Origin of the sequence: Nocardioides sp. Leaf285, assembly GCF_001422955.1 — a bacterium.
Lineage (GTDB): Bacteria > Actinomycetota > Actinomycetes > Propionibacteriales > Nocardioidaceae > Nocardioides > Nocardioides kribbensis.
Window position 1 is genome coordinate 1002568 of sequence record NZ_LMNH01000001.1, and the last position, 19958, is coordinate 1022525.

Genomic DNA, 19958 nt, shown 5'->3' on the forward strand with positions numbered 1-19958 from the left:
GGTGACGGAGCCGACCCACCCCGAGCAGCCCCACCCCGACCAGCCGGCGCCCACCTACCAGTGGGCGGTGACCAGCGACCCCGACGTGCTGCACGTGCAGCTGCCGCCGGTCGCGGTGGTCGACGGCGACCGGGTGCGTGACGCGCTGCGGGCCCTCTTCGCCCGCCGCGGCTTCGCCGCGCTGCGCGACCCCGAGGACCTGCGCGCCCGCGCCGCCAACGGGTGCGTGCTGCGCCTGGTCGACGACCGGAGCGCCGAGCTGGTCGTGACGATCAGCGAGGGCGTCGGCGTCACGCGGGTGCCGGTGCCGCACCACGACCCGGCCTGGTCGGCGCGCGTGCTGGCGGCCGGCGAGGTCACCGTGCTGGTCACCGAGGCCGCGATCGACCCCAGCGGTGCCCTGACCCCGGAGCGCCTCGCCGCCGACGTCGCCGCCGGCGGCGTCAGCCTGGCCCGCGTGCCCGCCGGGGAGCTCTGACCCGACCCCTCCGCGGCGAGCCCGGCCCGGCGCGTGCCACGGCGGGGGCGCCGCGGCGTCTAGTGTCCTGCCGTGGACCCCACCCCCCCGGCCGCGACGGACGCCGTCGACGACGACCCGGAGCGCCCGCGCAGCACGCTCCCGGGCCGTGGCCTCGTGCCCCAGCGGTGGCAGGCCTGGCGCGTGCTCCTCGGTGCGGCCTGGGTCGGGGTGCTGGCCACCGTCGTCCTGACCGGCGTGCGCGACACCGGGTGGGCCGAGCTGACCCAGGCGGTGCGCGCGGGCGAGGTCGACCGCGTGGAGGTGGTCGGCGGTCTGCCCGCGGGTGCACGCGGCACCGCGACCGTGGAGGTCCTCTGGCGCGACGGGCTCCTGCGCCGCTCGACCGAGGTCGTGGAGCGCCGACCCCTGCGCGCCTCGCCCGACGGCACCCCGCTGGGTCCTCGGGGCTCGGCCGGGCGCGGCCTGCGCGCCGGCGACGGGTCGCCCCCGGTGGTCCCGGACGTCGGCGCGGCCCTGACCGGCCTCGGCGCCGGCTCCGCCCCTGGGCTGGTCGTGGAGCGTGTCGAGGCGTCGCAGGCGACGTGGCACACGCAGGTGCGCCTGGCGGGCTTCCGCACCGGGGGCACCCTGGCCGGCGCCGCTCTCGTGCTGCTCGTGCTGACGGTGCTGCTCCTGGCCTGCGGCCCCGAGCCGCGTCGGGCGACCCGGTGGGCGTGGTGGTGGATCCTGCTCACCCTGCCGCCGCTGGGGCTGGCGGCGTACCTGCTGCTGGGCGGTCCCGGGCGGTCCGCGACCGGTGACCAGCCCGTGGGGTCCGGGCGCGACGGGCGGTTCACCGGAGGGTGGGCCTTCCTGCTCACCGTGCTGCTCGGGTCGGCGTCCTCGAGCCTGCTCTGAGGTCGGGGCGGCGTGCTCAGCGCCGCCAGCGGTACTCCAGCTCGGGGCGGCCTCCGCGCCCGTAGCGCGGCTGCCGCTCGGCGAGCTCGGAGTCGGCGAGGTGCTCGAGGTAGCGCCGCACGGTCACGCGGGAGGCCCCGACGGCCTCGGCCACCTCCGAGGCCGACCGGGGGCTCTCGGCGTCGCGCAGCGCCGCGGTCACCTCGCGCAGGGTCTCCGCGCTCATCCCCTTGGGCAGCACGGTCGCGGCGGCGGGGGAGCGCAGGCTGCCCAGCATGCGGTCGACCTCGTCCTGGGCCATCTCCGCCGAGGAGGCCGCGAGCCGGTCGCGGTAGGCGGCGTACTGCTCGAGCTTGGCGCGGAAGGTGGGGAAGGTGAAGGGCTTGAGCAGGTAGAGCACGACGCCCTGCGCCACGGCGTGCCGCACGACCTCGGTGTCACGCGCCGAGGTGACCGCGATGACGTCGCACAGGTGGCCCGAGGCGCGCATGCGCTGCAGCAGGCCCAGCCCGTGGCCGTCGGGCAGGTGCAGGTCGAGCAGCACCAGGTCGACTGCACGGCCCTCGGTGCGCGCCTGCTCCAGCAGCCGGGCGGCGTCGCCGGCCGAGCGCGCGGTGCCGGCCACGGCGAAGCCCGGCACGCGCCCGACGTACGCCGTGTGCGCCTCGGCCGCCCGCGCCTCGTCCTCGACCACCAGCACGCGCACCTCGGCCGCGGGGCCACTCACGGGGTCGCCTCCGCGGTGCCGGGAGCGGCGGCGGGAGCAGGGCCGGGAGCAGCCCCGGCCGGCGGCGGGGCGGTGGAGCCCAGGCGCAGCACGACGTCGAACTCCGCCCCGCCGAGGGCGGAGACGCCCACGGTGACCTCGCCGTGGTGGCGGCGGGCCACCTGGGAGACCAGGGCGAGACCGAGACCGCGGCCGTGCCCGGCGCTGGCCTTGGTCGACCAGCCGCGCTCGAGCACCCGGGCCGCGGAGTCGGGGTCGAGCCCGGGCCCGGAGTCGCCGACGGTGACCAGCAGCCGGCCGCCGTCGGGCTCCCGCTGCCGCCCGCCCAGGCCGGTGCTGGGGTCGGTGCTGGGGTTGGTGCTGGGGTCGGTGCGCAGGTCGACGTGCACCCGGCGCTCGGGGCGCGAGGTCACGGCGTCGAAGGCGTTGTCGACGAGGTTGCCGAGCACCGTGACGAGGTCGCGGGCCGGCACCTCGGAGCCGTCGCGGACCTCGCCGGTGATGACCAGCTCGATGCCGCGCTCGACGGCCTCGGAGGTCTTGCCGAGCAGGAGGGCGGCCACCACGGGGTCGCCGGTGGCGCCCACGACCCGGTCGGCCAGCAGCTGGGCGACCTGGAGCTCCTCGGTGGCGAAGTCGACGGCCTCCTCGGGGCGACCCATCTCGATGAGCGACACCACGGTGTGAAGCCGGTTGGCGGCCTCGTGGTTCTGCGAGCGCAGCGACTCGGTGAGCCCGCGCACGGCGTCGAGCTCGCCGGTGACCGAGCGCAGCTCGGTGTGGTCGCGCAGCGAGACCACCGAGCCGACCTCGTGGCCGTCCCACGACGCGGGGGCCGAGGAGACCACGAGCATGCGGTCACCGGCGAGGTAGAGGTCGTCGGACTCCGCGGTGCGCCCCAGGGCGGCCGCGACGAGGCCGGGGGCCAGCCCGAGGTCGTGCACCGAGCGCCCCACGACCTCGTCGCGCTCGCGGCGGCCCTCGGCGACCGGCTCGGGCAGGCCGAGCAGCCGTCGGGCCTCGTCGTTGACCAGCTGGACCCGCCCGTCGGCGTCGATGAGCAGCAGCCCCTCCCGCACGGCGTGCAGCACCGCGGAGTAGTACTCGTACATCCGGGTGATCTCGCGCTCGCCCAGGCCGTGGGTCTGGCGGCGCAGCCTGCGGCTCACCAGCCACGCGCCGAGCAGGCCCACCGCGAGCACGGCCGCGGCGGAGACCGCGATCAGCACGAGGTCGTCGCCCAGGGCCTGGTCGATGGCCTGCACGGTGATGCCGACCGAGACCAGCGCGACCACCGTGCCGGTGTCGTCGAGCACCGGCACCACGGCGCGCATCGAGGGCCCGAGGGTCCCGGTGTACCGCTGGGTGAGGATCCCGCCCTGCGGCGCGTCGCCCAGGTCGCCCACGAAGGGCCGGCCGATGAGCGCGGGGTCGGGATGGCTGTAGCGGGTCCGGTCGAGGGCCATCACGGTGACGAAGTCGACGTCGGTGTCGCGGCGGACCTCCTCGGCGTAGGGCTGGATGCGCACCGCGGGGTCCTCGGTGCGCAGCGCCGCGACCAGGGCGGGGGAGTCGGCCACGGCGCGGGCCACGCCGACCGCGCGGTCGGTGGCGGCCACCCGGGCGTCGCGCCGGGCGTCGTACGTCGCGAGCGCCAGCGACGCCACCACCAGGACCACGACCACCAGCACCTGGAGCAGCAGCACCTGGCGGGCGACCGACCCGTCCCGCCGCTCCGACCTCCGCACCTGCGCATTGTGCCCCACCGGCGCGCCGCCGCCCGTCCAGCGCCCGCCGCCCGTTCAGCGCCCGTCGGGCCGGTGCCCGCGGAGCGGACGTCGGCGTCCGCGAACTCAACGACCACAACGGTGACCACGGTCACAAGCGGTGCGAGCGTGCTCGGGTCGGGCACGGGCCCGGACGAGACACGGAGGAACCCATGAGCAGCAGCACCACCGCGAAGCCGGGCCGCACGGCACCGCGCAACCGCACGCACTACCTCTACATCGCCGTCATCGTGGCGGTCGCCCTCGGCATCCTGGTCGGCATCGTCGCGCCCGACTTCGCCAAGGAGCTCAAGCCGCTCGGCACCGGCTTCGTGGCCCTGATCAAGATGATGATCCAGCCGGTCATCTTCTGCACGATCGTGCTCGGCGTCGGCTCGGTGGCCAGCGCCGCCCGCGTCGGCAAGGTCGGCGGCCTCGCGCTCGGCTACTTCATCACGATGTCGACCTTCGCCCTGGCCATCGGCATGGTCGTCGGCAACATCCTCAAGCCCGGCGACGGCCTCCAGCTCGACGAGTCGGCCGCCTCGGCCGGCCAGGAGCAGGCCGCCGGCGCCCACAGCAGCACCGCCGACTTCCTCGTCGGGATCATCCCCGACTCGATGCTGTCCTCGCTGACCTCCGGCGAGGTGCTCCAGACCCTGCTCGTCGCGCTGCTCATCGGCTTCGCCCTGCAGCGCATGGGCCGCAGCGGCGCCCCGATCCTGCGCGGCATCGAGCACGTGCAGCGCCTGGTCTTCCGCGTGCTGGCCATGATCATGTGGGCCGCCCCCGTGGGCGCCTTCGGGGCCATCGCCGCCGTCGTCGGCGAGACCGGTGTCGGTGCGCTCAAGTCGCTGGCGGTGCTGATGATCGGCTTCTACATCACCTGCGCGCTCTTCGTCTTCCTGGTGCTCGGCACGCTGCTCAAGGTCGCCACCGGCGTCAGCGTGTTCAGCCTCTTCAAGTACCTCGGCCGCGAGTTCCTGCTCATCGTGTCGACCTCCTCCTCCGAGTCGGCCCTGCCGCGCCTGATCGCCAAGATGGAGCACGCCGGCGTCGACAAGCCCACCGTCGGCGTGGTCGTGCCCACCGGCTACTCCTTCAACCTCGACGGCACCGCCATCTACCTCACGATGGCCTCGCTCTTCATCGCCGAGGCCCTCGGCGACCCGCTGTCGATCGGCGAGCAGATCTCGCTGCTGTTCTTCATGATGATCGCCTCCAAGGGCGCCGCCGGCGTCACCGGCGCCGGCATGGCCACGCTGGCCGGCGGCCTGTCCTCGCACCGCCCCGAGCTCGTCGACGGCGTCGGCCTCATCGTGGGCATCGACCGCTTCATGTCGGAGGCCCGCGCGGTCACCAACTTCTCGGGCAACGCCATCGCCACGATCCTCATCGGCCACTGGACCGGCGGCCTCGACCGGCCCCAGCTCGACCGCGTGCTGAGCGGGCAGGACCCCTTCGACGAGACCACGATGATCGACGACCACGGCGACGACGCCCACCTCGACCAGGCCGAGGTGGCCCCCGCCGGGCCCGCCGGCCCGGTGCGCCCCACGCAGTCGGTCTGACCCGCACCTCCGCTCGACCACCGCTCGACCACCGGACCCCCGTCGCACCCGCGACGGGGGTCCGCTGCGTCGTGTGCCACCCACCGCGACCGCTCCCGCAGCGCGCGCTCGGGGTGCCCGGATCGGGGTCCGGCGGGCGATACCGTACCGACCATGGCCACCCCCACCCCCCAGTCCGCCGAGGGGTCGCCGCTCCTCGCGTGGGGGCGGCGCGCGGCCGAGACGCTGTGGCGGCTGGTGGTCGCCACCGTGGGCGCCTGCCTGCGCTTCCGGGTGACCGGCCTGGCCGCCGAGGCGGCGTTCTTCGCCGTCGTCTCCGTGCCGCCCCTGGTCTTCGCCCTGGCGGGGGCGATCGGCTACGTCTCCGAGCAGTTCTCCGCCGCCCAGGTCGCCGACGTGCGCGCGGCCATCCTCGAGGTCTCCTCGCGCGCGCTGACCGAGGGCGCAGTGCGCGACGTCATCGAGCCCACCATCGACGACGTCCTGCGCGGCGGCCGCTTCGACGTGGTCTCGCTGGGCTTCGTGCTCGCGCTCTGGTCGGGCTCGCGGGCGCTCAACGTCTTCGTCGACACCATCACGATCATGCACGGCCTGGGCGGCCACCGCGGGATCGTCAAGACCCGCGCACTGTCCTTCGTGCTCTACGTCCTGGCCATGATCACCGGCGTCGTCTCGCTCCCGCTGGTCGTCGCCGGGCCGAGCCTGGTCGGTCGCTGGCTGCCCGAGCGCGCCGAGGTGCTCATGCACTTCTACTGGCCGCTGGTGCTGGTGCTGTGCATCTGCTTCCTGGCCACGCTCTACCACGTCTCGGTGCCCGTGCGGACCAACTGGAGCTTCAACCTGCCCGGCGCCGTCTTCTCCCTCGTGGCCTGGATCGCCGGGTCCTACGCCCTGCGGTGGGTGCTGACCGTCACGGCGTCGGACTCCCGCTCGATCTACGGCCCGCTCGCCGCACCGATCGCGGTGCTGCTGTGGCTCTACCTCGTCGCCATCGCCGTGCTCATCGGGGCCGCCGTCAACGCCGCCTTCGACACCGTATTCCCCCAGTCGACCACCTCCCGGGCCCGCACCGAGCTGGTCGCCCGCCTGCGCCAGCGGCTGACCCGCGAGCGCGCCGACGACGGGGAGCCGGACGCACGCCCCGCCACCGACCCGGCCACCCGTCCTGACGTCGGTCCGGTGCCACCCGCGGCAGCACCCGCGGCACGCCCCTCGGCAGCGCCCCCGGCGCCGCCGACCGGCCACGAGCCGCCTCCCACCCAGCCGCTGCGTGCGGTGCGGCGCGGGTCCGCGGTCCCCGAGCCGGGGCGGGTCGGCGGCGGCGCGGGCCGGGTCGACTAGATTCGGCGCGTGCCCGACGTACCCGAGCCCACCGCGGGCGGCAAGCGCGGGATGATCTCGCTGCCCGACCGCCAGCGCAGCCCGCTGTGGGAGCTGGGGCGACGCCTGCTGCTGGCCACCGCGATCCTGGTCGGCACGGTGCTGCTGGTCTACTTCGACCGCGAGGGCTACCGCGACGGCAACGACCCCGGGTCGAACTACGCCGTCGACTTCAAGGACGCGATCTACTACACGACCGTCACCCTCAGCACGACCGGCTACGGCGACATCGCGCCGGTCTCGGAGACCGCGCGCATGGTCAACGCGTTCGTCATCACCCCGGCCCGCATCGCCTTCCTGGTGCTGCTGATCGGCACCACCCTCGAGGTCCTCGCCTCGCAGGGCCGCGAGCTGTTCCGGGTCTCCCGGTGGAGGAAGCGCATGCTCAAGCACGTCGTCGTCATCGGTTACGGCACCAAGGGCCGCAGCGCGGTCGACACGCTGATCAACAACGGCCTCGACCGCGAGAGCGTGGTGGTGGTCGACCCCAGCCCCGCGGCGCTCCAGGACGCCCACGCCGACGGGCTCGCGGTCGTCACCGGGGACGCCACGCGTCGCGAGGTGCTGCGCCGCGCCGGCTGCGCCACCGCCGAGCAGGTCATCATCACCACCGACCGCGACGACTCCAACGTGCTGGCCACCCTCACCGTGCGCCAGCTCAACCCCGACGCCTGGATCGTCGCGGCCGTGCGCGAGCAGGAGAACGCACCGCTGATGAAGCAGTCGGGCGCCGACTCCGTCATCACCTCCTCCGACGCCGTGGGCCGCCTGCTGGGCCTGTCGTCGATGTCGCCGACGCTCGGCTCGGTGATGGAGGACCTGCTGACCTACGGCGACGGCCTCGAGGTCGCCGAGCGCGACCTGCTGGTCAACGAGGTCGGCAAGCAGCCGCAGTCGCTGCCCGACCAGGTCATCGCCGTCGTGCGCGACGAGAAGGTCTACCGCTACTTCGACCCGGTGGTGACCCGGCTGGCCCGCGGCGACCGGCTCGTGGTGGTGCGTCCGGCCAAGGAGCTGCCGTGGGCGCCGCGCCCCGGCACCCACAACGAGGAGTTCGCCACCGAGGACTGACCCGTCCCCGGCCACCCGACCCTCCCGTGCGTCGAACAGGTGTTCGATCGTGTGGGACGATGGGGTGGTGAGCAGCGGAGCGCGGCAACGGCGGGGCGAGGCGCCCCCGGGACGCCCCGGCCGACGTCCGCCCGGGTCCTCCGGCGGCCCGAGCCAGCCCTCGCTGGGCGTCTCGGCGCTGCACGGCACGGCCGGGGGAGTCGAGGACTGCCCCGTGCGCCACTGCTGGGTCTCCGGAGCCGTCGACGTCGACGGTGTCACCCGGCCCGGGATGCTCGTGGAGTGGCGGCGCGGCGCGGCCGGCTGGGAGGGGCTCGTCGTACGCCCCGAGCGCCGGGCGCCCGGGGTGTGGGTGCTGGTGCAGCAGTGGGTGCCCGCGCGCCTGCTCAGCCCCCGCTGAGGCTGCCGGGCCCCTCCGTGGCGTGCCGGGCCCCCTGCGTGGTGTCGCCGCCGTCTGCCAGGCTGCAGTCTGCCCGCGCCTCCCGAGCCGTCGTCCCTGCCCGCGCCGCGTGTGCCCCTCGTGGAGGCCTGCCGTCGCGTGTGGCTGGTCAGTCCCTCCGGCACGCTGCGCGTCACCTCCGCCGCCGTCGTCTGCGGGCTGCTCACGGTGCTCCAGCTGACCGTCGTGGTCCTGGCCGACAACCGGTGGGCGCTGCTCGGCCTCGTGCTGCCCGTGGCCGGCGGGCTGCTCCTGCTCGGCTGGGTCCGTCAAAGACGGGGATGGCGGGCCCTGGGCCTCCTGCTGGCCGTCGTCGGCGCGTTCCTGCCGTTCTGGCTCGACGCAGCGACCCGGTGAGCGGCGTCGCGCGTCCTCGCGGGCCGCGCCGGTCCGAGGACCCCGGGGGCATGACGAAGGCCCCGTCTCCCTGGCGGGAAACGGGGCCTGATCTGCTGCTGTGCTGTGGTGGGCGATACTGGGTTTGAACCAGTGACCTCTTCCGTGTCAAGGAAGCGCGCTACCGCTGCGCCAATCGCCCGAGGTGGAGACGGGATTTGAACCCGTGTAGACGGATTTGCAGTCCGTTGCCTCGCCTCTCGGCCACTCCACCGCTGGAGGTCAAACCAAGAGAGAGACCTCTCCGAGCGGACAACGAGACTCGAACTCGCGACCTCAACCTTGGCAAGGTTGCGCTCTACCAACTGAGCTATGTCCGCTTGCTTCCGACGTTCCCGTCGGCGTGCGGTGAAACAGTAACCCAACGCCTGAGGCGTGCCAAATCCGGGTGTCGGGCGTGTTGCGGGGGCATGTCCGGCGGTCGTCACGGGGCCCCGGGAGCCCCCGCCGGCCCCTCACCGGCCCCTCGTCGGCCCGTGTCGCGGGGTGCCCGCGCCCTCCTAGAGTGGCGGCCATGCGCGCCTGGATCGACGGTCACCTCCTGCCCGACCCCACCGCCCCCGCCGTCGGGGTCACCGACCACGGCCTCACCGTGGGCGACGGGGTCTTCGAGGCGGTCAAGGTCGTCGACGGGCGTCCCTTCGCGCTGACGCGCCACCTCGAGCGCCTGCGCACGAGCGCCGCCGGCCTCGGGCTGCCGCCGGTCGACCTCGACCTGGTGCGCCGGGGCGTCGCGGCGGTCCTGGCCGAGGAGCACCTCGCGCTGGGTCGCCTGCGCATCACCGTCACCGGGGGACCGGCCCCGCTGGGGTCGGGTCGCGGCGACGCGGCGCCCACCGTCGTCGTCGTGGCGGCGCCGATGCCGCCGGCGGCCGCGCAGGTGGCCGTGGCGACCGTGCCGTGGCCGCGCAACGAGCGCGGCGCGCTGGCCGGGCTGAAGACCACGTCGTACGCCGAGAACGTGGTGGCCCTCGCCGAGGCGCACCGGCGCGGCGCCGACGAGGCCGTGGTGGCCAACCTGGCCGGCCACCTGTGCGAGGGCACGGGCTCCAACGTCTTCTACGTCGTCGACGGCGAGCTGCGCACCCCGACGCTGGGCAGCGGCTGCCTCGCCGGGGTCACACGCGCGCTGGTGCTGGAGTGGTTCGGCGGGCGGGAGGTGGACGAGCCGATCGACGTCGTGCGCGGGGCCAGTGAGGTGTTCCTCGTGTCGACCACCCGCGACGTGCAGCCGGTCGTGCGCTGGGACGACGTCGCCCTGCCCGCCCCGGGGCCGGTGACCCGCGCGGCGCAGAAGGCCTGGGGCGAGCGCGAGACGAGCATGCTCGAGGCGGCCCGCACACCGGGCGACTGAGCGGTCGCAAGGCCCCAGGGGCGGGCCCGCATGGGCCCCGATGTGTGGGTCGGCGCGGGATGGGTTATCGTTTCCGCCGCATCACCGCGGGCGATTGGCGCAGTGGTAGCGCGCTTCGTTCACACCGAAGAGGTCACTGGTTCGAACCCAGTATCGCCCACCAGATCACGCACGAGGCCGGTCCCCACGGGGCCGGCCTCGCGGCGTTCCTGGACCTCTCGCGGTCAGGCCCGTCCGGCGCCGCGTGGGCCGGAGCGGCGAGGTGTGTCCCGCCGCTCCGGCCGCTGGTGAGTCCCCCCGGTCACCGGCACGGGTCCAACGAGGCGCCGCGCAAGCGGTTACGCCCCGGCGTCCCCGGTGCGTGCGTCCTGTCGACGGCGCGACGTGCTCCGGGCGGGGGAGGACGTCCGCCGCGGGCGGTCGCGCGGGTCGACCGCCGGGACGGGCCGCGTCCGGGTCGCCCGGGTGCGGTCCCACCAGCCCCACGCGTCGCACCGGTCGGCCCGGACCCGCACTTGTCGCCCCGTGCGTGGGCCGACAGGTGCGGGTTTCGCCAGCCGGCTGGCGAAACCCGCGGGGCCGGCCACCGACCTCAGTGGGTGAGCTTGAGACCGGCGACGCAGCCGACGATGCCGAGCAGGAGCAGCACGCGCACGACGGAGACCGGCTCGGCGCCGGTGGCCATGGCCCAGCCGGCGGTGGTGGCGGCGCCGATGCCGACCCACACGGCGTAGGCGGTGCCGACGGGCAGCTCGCGCAGGGCCCAGGAGAGGCCGGCCATGCTGGCGGCGGCGGCCACGAGGAAGACGGCCGCGGGGCCGAGGCGGGTGAACCCCTCGCTGCGGTCGAGGGCGGTGGCCCACACGGCCTCCAGGACACCGGAGACGACGAGGACGATCCAGGACATGGGGAGCTCCTTGGGCATCGTCTTGTCGCTGGCCGGGTACGACGCGCCTCGTCCGGGTGCCGGTCTGGCGCGGCCATCGTGGCACGCCCGCGTCGCTGGCCCAAGGCGGTCCGCCCCCGCGCCCGCCGACGTCCCCGCCCACTGACCCGCCCACGCCCCCGTCCACGCGTCCGTCCACGCGTCGGCAGAGCGTCGGCACCGCGTCGGCACGGCATCGGCGTGGCGACGGCCACGGAATCAGCGCCGGGCGGGCGGGGTTGGAGCCAGCATGACCACCATCGGACTCATCGGAGCAGGCAACATCGGCAGCACCGTCGCGCGACTCGCGGTGCGTGCCGGACACGACGTCGTCGTCAGCAACAGCCGCGGGCCGGAGACGCTCTCCGACCTCGTGGCCGAGCTGGGCGAGCACGCCCGCGCGGCGACCGCGACCGAGGCGGCGGAGGCCGGCGACGTCGTCGTCGTGACCATCCCGCTCAAGAACTACCGCGAGGTGCCGGTCGAGCCGCTGCGCGGCAAGGTCGTCATCGACACCAACAACTACTACCCCGAGCGCGACGGCCACATCGCCGAGCTCGACGACGAGTCGACCACGACCGCCGAGATGCTCCAGGCCCACCTGCCGGAGTCGCAGGTCGTGAAGACCTTCAACAACATCTACTTCGAGCACCTGCTGCGCCTCGCCCGCCCCTCGGGCGACCCCGAGCGCAGCGTGCTGGCCATCGCCGGCGACGACGCCGCGGCCAAGCGGGCGGTGACCGAGGTGCTCGACAGCCTCGGCTACGACGCCCACGACGCCGGCCCGCTCAGCGAGGGGTGGCGCTTCCAGCGCGACACCGCGGCCTACGCCGATCTCTACGCCGGCGAGCGCGGCTTCGACCCCGAGGGCGGTCGCCGCGTCGACGAGGCGTTCCTCGTCCAGCAGCTCGACGCGGCGAAGCGCTACCGCGACATGGACTGACCCTCCCGCACTACGCGCGCCACCCGCCACGCCCCGACGCCGGCCGGTGCGCGGGCGGAGGCGGCGTACGACGAGCGCGGCCCGCACGGCCCCGGACAAACCCGGGAGCCGTGCGGGCCGCGCTGTCGTTACCCTTGACCCGGCTCGTCCGAGCCGCCCGCCGGCCCGTGGCCGGTGGCGCCGCCCCACCGTCAGGAGACCCCCGTGCCCGACCTCAAGATCGCCCTCGTCCACGCCGGTGAGCGTGAGGTGCGGGAGGTCACTGCGGGCACCAAGGCCTGGGAGCTGTTCACCGACGACACCTCGGTCATCGCCGCCCGGGTCGGGGGCGAGCTCAAGGACCTCTCCCACCCGCTGAGCGAGGGCGACGAGGTCGAGGGCGTGGCCATCGACTCCGCCGACGGCCGCGACATCCTGCGCCACTCCACCGCGCACGTCATGGCCCAGGCCGTGCAGCAGCTCTTCCCCGAGGCCAAGCTCGGCATCGGCCCGCCGGTCACCGACGGCTTCTACTACGACTTCGACGTCGAGACCCCCTTCGTGCCCGAGGACCTCGCCAAGATCGAGACCGCGATGCGCAAGATCGTGAAGGAGGGCCAGCGCTTCGACCGCCGCGTCACCACCGACGCCGACGCGATCAGCGAGCTGGCCAAGGAGCCCTACAAGATCGAGCTGATCGGGCTCAAGGGCTCCGGGCGCAGCGACGACGCCGCCGAGGGCGCCAGCGTCGAGGTCGGCGCCGGCGAGCTGACGATCTACGACAACGTGCGCCGCAACGGCGACGTGGCGTGGTCGGACCTGTGCCGCGGCCCGCACCTGCCGACCACCAAGCGCATCCCCGCCTTCAAGCTGATGCGCTCGGCGGCCGCCTACTGGCGCGGCGACGAGAAGAACAAGCAGCTCCAGCGCATCTACGGCACCGCCTGGGAGACCAAGGAGGCCCTCGAGGAGCACCTGCACCGCCTCGAGGAGGCCGAGCGCCGCGACCACCGCAAGCTCGGCCGCGAGCTCGACCTCTTCTCGTTCCCCGACGAGATCGGCTCGGGCCTGCCCGTCTTCCACCCGCGCGGCGGCGTGATCAAGCGCGAGATGGAGGACTACGTCCGCCTGCGCCACATCGAGGAGGGCTTCGAGTACGTCGGCACCCCCCACATCGCCAAGGAGGGGCTCTTCCACACCTCGGGCCACCTGCCCTACTACGGCGAGGGCATGTTCCCCGCGCTCGACGTCGACGGCATGGACTACCGCCTCAAGGCGATGAACTGCCCGATGCACAACCTGATCTTCGACGCCCGCCAGCGCTCCTACCGCGAGCTGCCGCTGCGGCTCTTCGAGTTCGGCTCGGTCTACCGCCACGAGAAGTCCGGCGTCGTGCACGGCCTGACCCGCGTGCGCGGCTTCGCCCAGGACGACTCCCACTCCTACTGCACCCCCGAGCAGGCGCCGGGCGAGGTCAAGCACCTGCTCGACTTCATGCTCAGCGTGCTGCGCGACTTCGGCCTCGACGACTTCTACCTCGAGCTGTCGACGCGCGACGACTCGAAGCCCGACAAGTTCGTCGGCTCCGACGAGGACTGGGCCGCGGCCACCGCCGTGCTCGAGCAGGTCGCCACCGTGTCGGGCCTCGAGCTCGTGCCCGACCCGGGCGGCGCCGCGTTCTACGGCCCCAAGGTCTCGGTGCAGGCCAAGGACGCCATCGGCCGCACCTGGCAGATGGGCACGGTGCAGTACGACTTCAACCAGCCCTCGCCCGACCGCTTCAACCTCACCTACGTCGCCCCCGACGGCTCGCGCCAGCAGCCGGTGATGATCCACTCCGCGAAGTTCGGCTCCATCGAGCGCTTCCTCGGCGTGCTCGTCGAGCACTACGCCGGCGCCTTCCCCCCGTGGCTGGCCCCCGTGCAGGTGCAGGCCATCCCCATCGCGGAGCGCCACGCCGACTACCTGCACGACGTGGCCCGCCGCATGCGCACCCAGGGCCTGCGCGTCGAGGTCGACGACTCCGACGACCGGATGCAGAAGAAGATCCGCAACGCCCAGCTGCAGAAGGTGCCGTTCATGATGATCGCCGGCGACGACGACCTCGCCGCGGACGCCGTCTCCTTCCGCTACCGCGACGGCCGCCAGGACAACGGCGTGCCCCTCGAGGAGGCGATCGCGCGCGTCGCGGCCGCCGTGGAGTCGCGCGAGCAGGTCTGAGGCGGGCGTCGTGGCGCGCGTCTGGGGCCGGGTCGTGGGGGAGCGGGCCGCCCGGGGCCGGCGTACGTCGGGCCGCACGGCCGTCCGGTCGGCCGCGGCGCCCACGGCGCTGGCCGCGCTCCTGGCGTTGAGCGCCTGCGCGGGCGGGGCCGGTGGCTCGGGCGGCGACGTCGCACCGCGCGAGCAGGCCGAGCAACGCGTGGCCGCGGGCGAGCCACCGCTGGTGGAGCCGCCGCGCTCGGCCTCGCCGCAGGACCCCGGCGCCGCCGGCGGCCGCGTCGACCCCGACGCGCCCGACCCGCAGGACCTCGAGGACCTCGCGGCGCTCGCCGAGGGTGAGGCCCGGGCGCAGGAGGGCCGCATCCCGGCCTTCGACGGGCCGGTGCTCGGCGGCGACATCAGCTGGCCGCAGTGCCCCCGGGGCCTCGGCATCCCCGAGAAGCGCACGCTGGGGCTGCCCCCGCCGCTGCCGGAGGCGCGCTACGTCGTGATCGGGCTGACCAACGGCCCCGGCTTCGTGGCCAACCCGTGCCTGGCCGACCAGGTGGCCGAGTCGCGCGAGCGCGACCTGCTGGTCTCGGCCTACGCCGTGTCGTCCTTCCCCAGCGCCGCCGAGCAGGGGACCCACGGCGCCGACGGCCCCTACCCGGCCGGCTCGCGGCTGGGGCGGCTGGCCAACACCGGCTACCAGCAGGCGCGCTACAACGTCGCGTCGATGCGCGCCGCCGGCCTGGAGACCCCGGTGGTCTGGATCGACGTCGAGCCGGTGCCCGACTTCGAGTGGAGCAGCGACCCCACCGCCAACGCCGCGGTGGTGCAGGGCGTCGCCCGCGGCTACACCGACGCCGGCTACCGGATCGGGGTGTACTCCACCCCGCTGCTGTGGGAGCAGGTCGTCGGCCCCCTGGAGCTCGGCCTGCCCGAGTGGCGCGCCGCCGGCCAGACCTCGCGCGCCGAGGCCGCCTCGCGCTGCGGCGACGACTGGGTGATCCAGGGCGGTGAGCCGGTGATGGGCCAGTGGGTGGAGGCCTCCCGCGACCAGAACGTCACCTGCGGCGACGTGCACCTCGACCTGGGTCGCTGGTTCCACCGCTACTGACGCGCCGGCGCCCGACGCGACGACGTGGCGCCCTCACCCCTCCGGTGGTTACCGACGGGTAAGTGTGACGTGGTGTCGCGCTCACTATTTACACCGACATGGTGTCGCACTAACGTCCGTGGGACTGCCGCACGAGCCCCGCAGCAGCGGGGCTCCGGCCACGACGACGACGCCACGACGAGGTGCGAGATGACCGCGACCCCCACGCTCCACGACACCGCCGCCCCCGCCCGTGCGACGGCCTCCGCCGACGACGCGGCGGCGCGCGCCGAGCGCACGCAGGCCTACGAGCACCGGCTCCGCACGCTCTCCGAGGCCTCGGTGCACCAGCACTTCGACGCCTTCCTCGACATCTCCTGGGACGACCCCGACCACGCCATCCGTCTCGACGACCCGCGCTGGGTCCTGCCCCGCGTCGACGTGCTCGGTGGCACCGACTGGTACCGCTCGCTGCCGCTGGAGGAGCAGATCCGCGTCGGCATCTACCGCCAGGCCAACATCTGCAAGGTCGGCCTGCAGTTCGAGCAGATCCTCATCAGCGGCCTGATGAACTTCGCCTTCAACCTCCCGAACCGCTCGGCGGAGTTCCGCTACTCCACCCACGAGGCGACCGAGGAGTGCCACCACACCCAGATGTTCCAGGAGTTCGTCAACCGCTCGGGCCAGGACGTCCCCGGCGGGCGCCTGCTCTTCCGGATGGCCGGCCCCTTCCTGCCGCTGGCCGCGCGCTGGGTGCCGTTCGGCTTCTTCTACGGCGTGCTCGCCGGCGAGGAGCCGATCGACCACGTGCAGAAGTCGGTGCTGCGCGCGGGCGACGACATGCACCCGCTGCTCCAGCGGATCATGCAGATCCACGTCGCCGAGGAGGCCCGCCACATCGGCTTCGCCCACCAGTACCTCGAGCACCAGGCGCCCAAGCTCACCCGCCGCCAGCGCGCGGTGCTGTCGGTGCTGGTGCCGGTCGTGATGCGGGTGCTGTGCGACGAGATCCTCGTGCCCAGTCGCCGGATGCAGCGCGACCTCGGCATCCCGCGCCAGGTGGTCAAGGACCTCTACTGGCGCGAGCCCGAGTCGCGGAAGTTCCTGCGCGACCTCTTCGGCGACGTGCGCATGCTCGCCGAGGAGACCGGGATGATGAACCGCGTCTCGCGCCTGGTCTGGCGCTGGATGGGGATCGACGGCCGCCCCAGCCGCTTCCGCAGCGAGGTCGCCTCGGCCGCCGCCTGAGCCGCCACCGAGCCCCGCCCCAGCCCAGCCGACCCCGGCCGACCCCGGCCGGCACCCGACCGAGCGGACCCCTCCCGTGCCCTACGTCGTCACCCAGTCGTGCTGCAGCGACGCCTCGTGCGTCGTGGCCTGCCCGGTCAACTGCATCCACCCCGCCCCGGGCGAGCCCGGCTTCGCGACGGCCGAGATGCTCTACGTCGACGCCGACTCCTGCGTCGACTGCGGGGCGTGCGCGACGGCGTGCCCCGTCGACGCGATCAAGCCGCACACCAGGCTGAGCGAGGCGGAGCTGCCGTTCCTCGACATCAACGCCGCCTACTTCGACGTCTTCCCCCACGCCGACCGCACGCCCCTGGCGGTGGTGGCCGAGCAGCGCCGGATGAAGCGGCCGCGGCCGGTGCGCGTGGCCGTCGTCGGCGCGGGGCCCGCGGGGCTCTACGTCGCCGACGAGCTGCTGCGCCACCCGGAGACGCGCGTCGACGTGCTCGACCGGCTGCCCACCCCCTACGGCCTCGTGCGCGCCGGCGTCGCGCCCGACCACCAGCACACCAAGCGGGCCACCACCCTCTTCGCCGCCATCGAGGCCGAGCCCGGTTTCCGGTACCTGCTGGGCGTGGAGGTCGGTGAGGGCCCGGGGGCCGCGGTCACCCACGCCGAGCTGGTGGCGCACTACGACGCCGTCGTCTACGCCGTCGGCGCGGCCAGCGACAACGCGCTGGGCGTGCCGGGGGAGGACCTGCCCGGATCGCTGTCGGCCACCGACCTCGTCGGCTGGTACAACGGCCACCCCGACAAGCAGGACCTCGCGGTCGACCTCGGCCACGAGCGCGCTGTGGTGGTGGGCAACGGCAACGTCGCCCTCGACGTCGCCCGGGTGCTGACCGCCGATCCCGACGAGCTGGCCGGCACCGACCTCGCCCGGGTGCCGTGGGCGGTGCTCGCCGGCAGCGGGGTGCGCGAGGTGGTCGTGCTCGGGCGCCGCGGCCCCGACCAGGCGGCCTTCACCCTGCCCGAGCTGGTCGGCCTGGCCGCGCTGCGCGGCGTCAACGTCGTGGTCGACATCCGGGGTGCGGCCCTGAGCCAGGGCGACGCACCAGGGGTCGAGGGCGACCTGCGCCGCCAGGTGCTCGCCGAGCTCGCCTCCCGCACCCCCGACCCGGCGCTGCGCACGATCGTGCTGCGCTTCCTCACCTCGCCGACGCGGCTGCTCGCCGGGCCCGACGGGCGGGTGGGCGGGATCGAGCTGGTGCGCAACGAGCTGGTCGCCGACGCCGCCGGGGTGCTGCGCGCGCGGTCCACCGGCGAGACCGAGGTGCTGCCCGTCGGGCTGGTGCTGCGCTCGGTGGGCTACCACGGCGAGCCCGTCGACGGCCTGCCCCACGACGCCGCCACCGGCACCGTGCCGCACACCGCCGGACGGGTCGTCCCCGGCGTCTACGTCGCCGGCTGGGCCAAGCGCGGCCCCAGCGGCTTCATCGGCACCAACAAGGCCGACGCCCAGGAGACGGTGTCGACCCTGCTCGACGACCTCGACGCCGGCCTCGTCGCGGCGTCCGACGGGTCCGTCGGGGGGCCGCGGTCGCACCGGGACGACCTGGCCCGGGTGCTGCGGGAGCGCGGTGTCGCGGTGGTCGACCTCGCCGGGTGGCGCGCGATCGACGCCGAGGAGCGCCGCCGCGGTGCCGCCGCGGGGCGCCCCCGGACCAAGGTCGTCGACGTCGCGGAGATGCACCGGATCGCGGCGCAGGCGGCGGACGCCCGGCCGCGCCGGAGGACCCTGCTCGGCGTACGGACCGCGGGCAGGGCCTGAGCGCGCGAGCCCGGCCGAGCCCGACCGAGCCCGGCCGAACCCGGGCGCGCGGTCGGCGCTGGGCTCAGCGCTTGCGGTCGGTGAGCTTCTCCACCCCGCTCGTCGCGGCGTCGGCCGCCTTGTCGCGCTTGGCTCCGCGCTTCTCCTTGAGGGACTTCCCGGACTTCTTCGACAGGGCTTGGCGCGGGGACTTGTCGCTCATGGCGGTTCCTCTGGTGGAGGGCCTGGATGGCCCCGTGCGATCGACAGTACGCCGGTGCCACGGGTTAGGGTTGTCAGCACAGCGACAGCGACAGCGACGCGCCGACGGGCGCACAGGACGGGGTGGGGATGGCGTCGACCGAGCGCGGCCGCCCCGACGGGCGCCAGGCGCGCTGGGACCGCCACAACCAGGAGCGGCGCCAGCAGATCATCGACGCCGCCCTCGCGGTGATCGAGGCCGGTGAGCCCGGCGCCGAGGTCCACGTGCAGCAGTACGCCGAGCAGGCCGGCCTCAGCCGCACCGTCATCTACCGCCACTTCGCCGACCGCGCCGACCTCGACCGGGCCGTGCAGACCGCGATCGTCGAGGGGCTGGCCGCCGAGCTGCTGCCCGCCGTCACCCTCGACGGCACCATCCCCGAGATCGTCGGCCGCGTCGTGCGCACCTACGTCGACTGGGCCACCACCCACCCCGCGCTGCACCACGTGGCCGAGCAGGACACCTCCCTCGACGGCTCCGGCCCGCTCCAGCAGGGCATCGAGCGGATCGCCGCCCAGGTGGTCGAGGTGATCACCACCGCGGTCGACCTGCTCGACCTCGAGGTCAGCGAGGACGAGCGCGCCGCCCTCGACCCGCTCGTCTTCGGCCTGGTGGGGGCGGTCTTCGGCGCCGTGCGCCGCTGGATGGCCAAGCCCGAGCAGACCCCGCCCGCCCCGCTGCTGGTCGCGCTGACGACCGACTCGGTGTGGTTCATCCTCCAGGGCCACGCCCGGAGCCTGGGGCTGGAGCTGCGCTCCGACCAGCCCATCGAGCAGCTGCTCGAGCAGGCCTCCGCCGCCGTCGACGCGGCGGCGAGGGTCGAGACCAGCGACCTCGTCGACCTCCCGCCCGCCCGGGTCGAGGGCCCCCGGTGAACGGCGGAGCCGAGGGCGAGGCGGTCCTGGTGCAGGACGGCATCGGCGAGCCCGACGGCCTCGACCGGCTATGGACACCCCACCGGATGGCCTACATCCGCGGGGAGAACAAGCCGGCCGACGCGACGTCGGGGGAGTGCCCCTTCTGCCGGATCCCCTCGCTGCCCGACGAGGACAGTCTCGTGGTGCACCGCGGCCGGCTGAGCTTCGTGCTGCTCAACCTCTACCCCTACGCGCCGGGCCACCTCATGGTGTGTCCCTACCGCCACATCGCCGACTACACCGAGACCACCGACGAGGAGGCCGCGGAGATCGCCGACCTGACCCGCACCGCCATGCGCGTGGTGCGCTCGGTCTCCGGGGCGGGCGGCTTCAACATCGGCATGAACCAGGGCGAGATCGCCGGGGCCGGCATCGCGGCCCACCTGCACCAGCACGTCGTGCCGCGCTGGCCCGGCGACCAGAACTTCATGCCGATCATCGGGCGCACCAAGACCCTGCCCGAGCTGCTCGGCCAGACCCGCGCGCTGCTCACCGACGCCTGGCCCTCCTGAGCC

At 74.4% G+C, this 19958-nt stretch carries 18 protein-coding genes, 4 tRNA genes, 1 pseudogene and 1 riboswitch; of the genes and pseudogenes, 16 read left to right on the plus strand and 7 right to left on the minus strand.

Annotation, left to right across the window (positions count from 1 at the left end):
* The first annotated feature begins 1 nt into the window (after position 1).
* Positions 2-478 (plus strand): hypothetical protein, encoded by a 477-nt coding sequence (locus tag ASF47_RS04590; RefSeq protein WP_056862729.1) that lies wholly within the window; start codon positions 2-4, stop codon positions 476-478.
* Between the two features lie 72 nt (positions 479-550).
* Positions 551-1378, plus strand: coding sequence for a hypothetical protein (locus ASF47_RS04595; protein ID WP_056862730.1), 828 nt, complete (start codon positions 551-553; stop codon positions 1376-1378).
* A 16-nt stretch (positions 1379-1394) separates the two neighbouring features.
* On the opposite strand, the gene ASF47_RS04600 is transcribed toward ASF47_RS04595, so the two are convergent.
* Positions 1395-2105 carry a response regulator gene (locus ASF47_RS04600; protein WP_056862731.1) on the minus strand — a complete coding sequence of 237 codons (711 nt, stop codon included), beginning with the start codon at positions 2103-2105 and terminating at the stop codon, positions 1395-1397.
* Positions 2102-3853 carry an ATP-binding protein gene (locus ASF47_RS04605; RefSeq protein WP_235558626.1) on the minus strand — a complete coding sequence of 584 codons (1752 nt, stop codon included), beginning with the start codon at positions 3851-3853 and terminating at the stop codon, positions 2102-2104. The genes ASF47_RS04600 and ASF47_RS04605 overlap by 4 nt, the downstream gene beginning before the upstream one ends.
* A gap of 191 nt (positions 3854-4044) precedes the next feature.
* Between ASF47_RS04605 and ASF47_RS04610 the strand changes: the two genes are divergently transcribed.
* From ASF47_RS04610 to ASF47_RS04630, 5 genes are all read left to right on the plus strand, one after another.
* Positions 4045-5442 (plus strand): cation:dicarboxylate symporter family transporter, encoded by a 1398-nt coding sequence (locus ASF47_RS04610; protein ID WP_056862732.1) that lies wholly within the window; start codon positions 4045-4047, stop codon positions 5440-5442.
* A gap of 153 nt (positions 5443-5595) precedes the next feature.
* Complete coding sequence (locus ASF47_RS04615; protein WP_235558627.1) at positions 5596-6783, plus strand: YihY/virulence factor BrkB family protein; 1188 nt, start codon at positions 5596-5598, stop codon at positions 6781-6783.
* Positions 6784-6834: 51 nt separating this feature from the next.
* Positions 6835-7893, plus strand: coding sequence for a potassium channel family protein (locus tag ASF47_RS04620; protein WP_056862988.1), 1059 nt, complete (start codon positions 6835-6837; stop codon positions 7891-7893).
* A 67-nt stretch (positions 7894-7960) separates the two neighbouring features.
* The gene (locus tag ASF47_RS20955) at positions 7961-8293 is read left to right on the plus strand and encodes a hypothetical protein (RefSeq protein ID WP_156697722.1); all 333 of its coding nucleotides are present in this window, start codon (positions 7961-7963) and stop codon (positions 8291-8293) included.
* Between the two features lie 111 nt (positions 8294-8404).
* Positions 8405-8689 carry a hypothetical protein gene (locus ASF47_RS04630; RefSeq protein ID WP_156697723.1) on the plus strand — a complete coding sequence of 95 codons (285 nt, stop codon included), beginning with the start codon at positions 8405-8407 and terminating at the stop codon, positions 8687-8689.
* A 106-nt stretch (positions 8690-8795) separates the two neighbouring features.
* Here the strand turns inward: ASF47_RS04630 and ASF47_RS04635 are convergent.
* From ASF47_RS04635 to ASF47_RS04645, 3 genes are all read right to left on the minus strand, one after another.
* Positions 8796-8870, minus strand: a tRNA-Val gene (locus tag ASF47_RS04635).
* Position 8871: 1 nt separating this feature from the next.
* Positions 8872-8942 (minus strand) — tRNA-Cys (locus ASF47_RS04640).
* Between the two features lie 33 nt (positions 8943-8975).
* Positions 8976-9048, minus strand: a tRNA-Gly gene (locus ASF47_RS04645).
* A 194-nt stretch (positions 9049-9242) separates the two neighbouring features.
* On the opposite strand from ASF47_RS04645, the gene ASF47_RS04650 reads away from it, so the two are divergent.
* Positions 9243-10082, plus strand: coding sequence for an aminotransferase class IV (locus ASF47_RS04650; protein WP_056862735.1), 840 nt, complete (start codon positions 9243-9245; stop codon positions 10080-10082).
* An 88-nt stretch (positions 10083-10170) separates the two neighbouring features.
* Positions 10171-10245 (plus strand) — tRNA-Val (locus ASF47_RS04655).
* Positions 10246-10674: 429 nt separating this feature from the next.
* On the opposite strand, the gene ASF47_RS04660 is transcribed toward ASF47_RS04655, so the two are convergent.
* Positions 10675-10989, minus strand: a complete 315-nt coding sequence (locus ASF47_RS04660) for a DMT family transporter (RefSeq protein ID WP_056862736.1) — start codon at positions 10987-10989, stop codon at positions 10675-10677.
* Between the two features lie 11 nt (positions 10990-11000).
* Positions 11001-11063, minus strand: a riboswitch (guanidine-III (ykkC-III) riboswitch).
* A 146-nt stretch (positions 11064-11209) separates the two neighbouring features.
* On the opposite strand from ASF47_RS04660, the pseudogene ASF47_RS04665 reads away from it, so the two are divergent.
* The 5 genes and pseudogenes from ASF47_RS04665 to ASF47_RS04685 form a co-directional block, all read left to right on the plus strand.
* Positions 11210-11950, plus strand: a pseudogene (locus ASF47_RS04665) (NADPH-dependent F420 reductase); the annotation flags it as partial.
* A gap of 204 nt (positions 11951-12154) precedes the next feature.
* Positions 12155-14149 carry a threonine--tRNA ligase gene (gene thrS / locus ASF47_RS04670; protein ID WP_056862738.1) on the plus strand — a complete coding sequence of 665 codons (1995 nt, stop codon included), beginning with the start codon at positions 12155-12157 and terminating at the stop codon, positions 14147-14149.
* A gap of 10 nt (positions 14150-14159) precedes the next feature.
* The gene (locus ASF47_RS04675) at positions 14160-15248 is read left to right on the plus strand and encodes a hypothetical protein (RefSeq protein ID WP_056862739.1); all 1089 of its coding nucleotides are present in this window, start codon (positions 14160-14162) and stop codon (positions 15246-15248) included.
* A gap of 189 nt (positions 15249-15437) precedes the next feature.
* Positions 15438-16475: an AurF N-oxygenase family protein gene (locus ASF47_RS04680; RefSeq protein WP_056862740.1), complete on the plus strand. Its 1038-nt coding sequence runs from the start codon at positions 15438-15440 to the stop codon at positions 16473-16475.
* Positions 16476-16551: 76 nt separating this feature from the next.
* Positions 16552-18285 (plus strand): FAD-dependent oxidoreductase, encoded by a 1734-nt coding sequence (locus ASF47_RS04685; protein WP_056862741.1) that lies wholly within the window; start codon positions 16552-16554, stop codon positions 18283-18285.
* A gap of 64 nt (positions 18286-18349) precedes the next feature.
* Here ASF47_RS04685 and ASF47_RS21545 read toward each other — a convergent pair whose 3' ends face one another.
* Positions 18350-18487, minus strand: a complete 138-nt coding sequence (locus ASF47_RS21545) for a hypothetical protein (protein ID WP_165699018.1) — start codon at positions 18485-18487, stop codon at positions 18350-18352.
* Positions 18488-18615: 128 nt separating this feature from the next.
* Here ASF47_RS21545 and ASF47_RS04690 point away from each other — a divergent pair, with 128 nt between their 5' ends.
* Together ASF47_RS04690 and ASF47_RS04695 are read left to right on the plus strand one after the other, a co-directional pair.
* Positions 18616-19401: a TetR/AcrR family transcriptional regulator gene (locus tag ASF47_RS04690; RefSeq protein ID WP_156697724.1), complete on the plus strand. Its 786-nt coding sequence runs from the start codon at positions 18616-18618 to the stop codon at positions 19399-19401.
* A complete protein-coding gene (locus tag ASF47_RS04695; RefSeq protein WP_056862742.1) occupies positions 19398-19955 on the plus strand; it encodes an HIT family protein in 558 nt (185 codons plus the stop codon). The genes ASF47_RS04690 and ASF47_RS04695 overlap by 4 nt, the downstream gene beginning before the upstream one ends.
* Positions 19956-19958 lie beyond the last annotated feature (3 nt).

Bases quoted from the DNA above. Each gene is read 5' to 3' on its own strand.
- ASF47_RS04610 (WP_056862732.1), top strand. From the start codon at position 4,045: ATGAGCAGCAGCACCACCGCGAAGCCGGGCCGCACGGCACCGCGCAAC.
- ASF47_RS04615 (WP_235558627.1), top strand. From the start codon at position 5,596: ATGGCCACCCCCACCCCCCAGTCCGCCGAGGGGTCGCCGCTCCTCGCG.
- ASF47_RS04620 (WP_056862988.1), top strand. From the start codon at position 6,835: ATGATCTCGCTGCCCGACCGCCAGCGCAGCCCGCTGTGGGAGCTGGGG.
- ASF47_RS04650 (WP_056862735.1), top strand. From the start codon at position 9,243: ATGCGCGCCTGGATCGACGGTCACCTCCTGCCCGACCCCACCGCCCCC.
- ASF47_RS04660 (WP_056862736.1), bottom strand. From the start codon at position 10,989: ATGTCCTGGATCGTCCTCGTCGTCTCCGGTGTCCTGGAGGCCGTGTGG.
- ASF47_RS04680 (WP_056862740.1), top strand. From the start codon at position 15,438: ATGACCGCGACCCCCACGCTCCACGACACCGCCGCCCCCGCCCGTGCG.
- ASF47_RS21545 (WP_165699018.1), bottom strand. From the start codon at position 18,487: ATGAGCGACAAGTCCCCGCGCCAAGCCCTGTCGAAGAAGTCCGGGAAG.
- ASF47_RS04690 (WP_156697724.1), top strand. From the start codon at position 18,616: ATGGCGTCGACCGAGCGCGGCCGCCCCGACGGGCGCCAGGCGCGCTGG.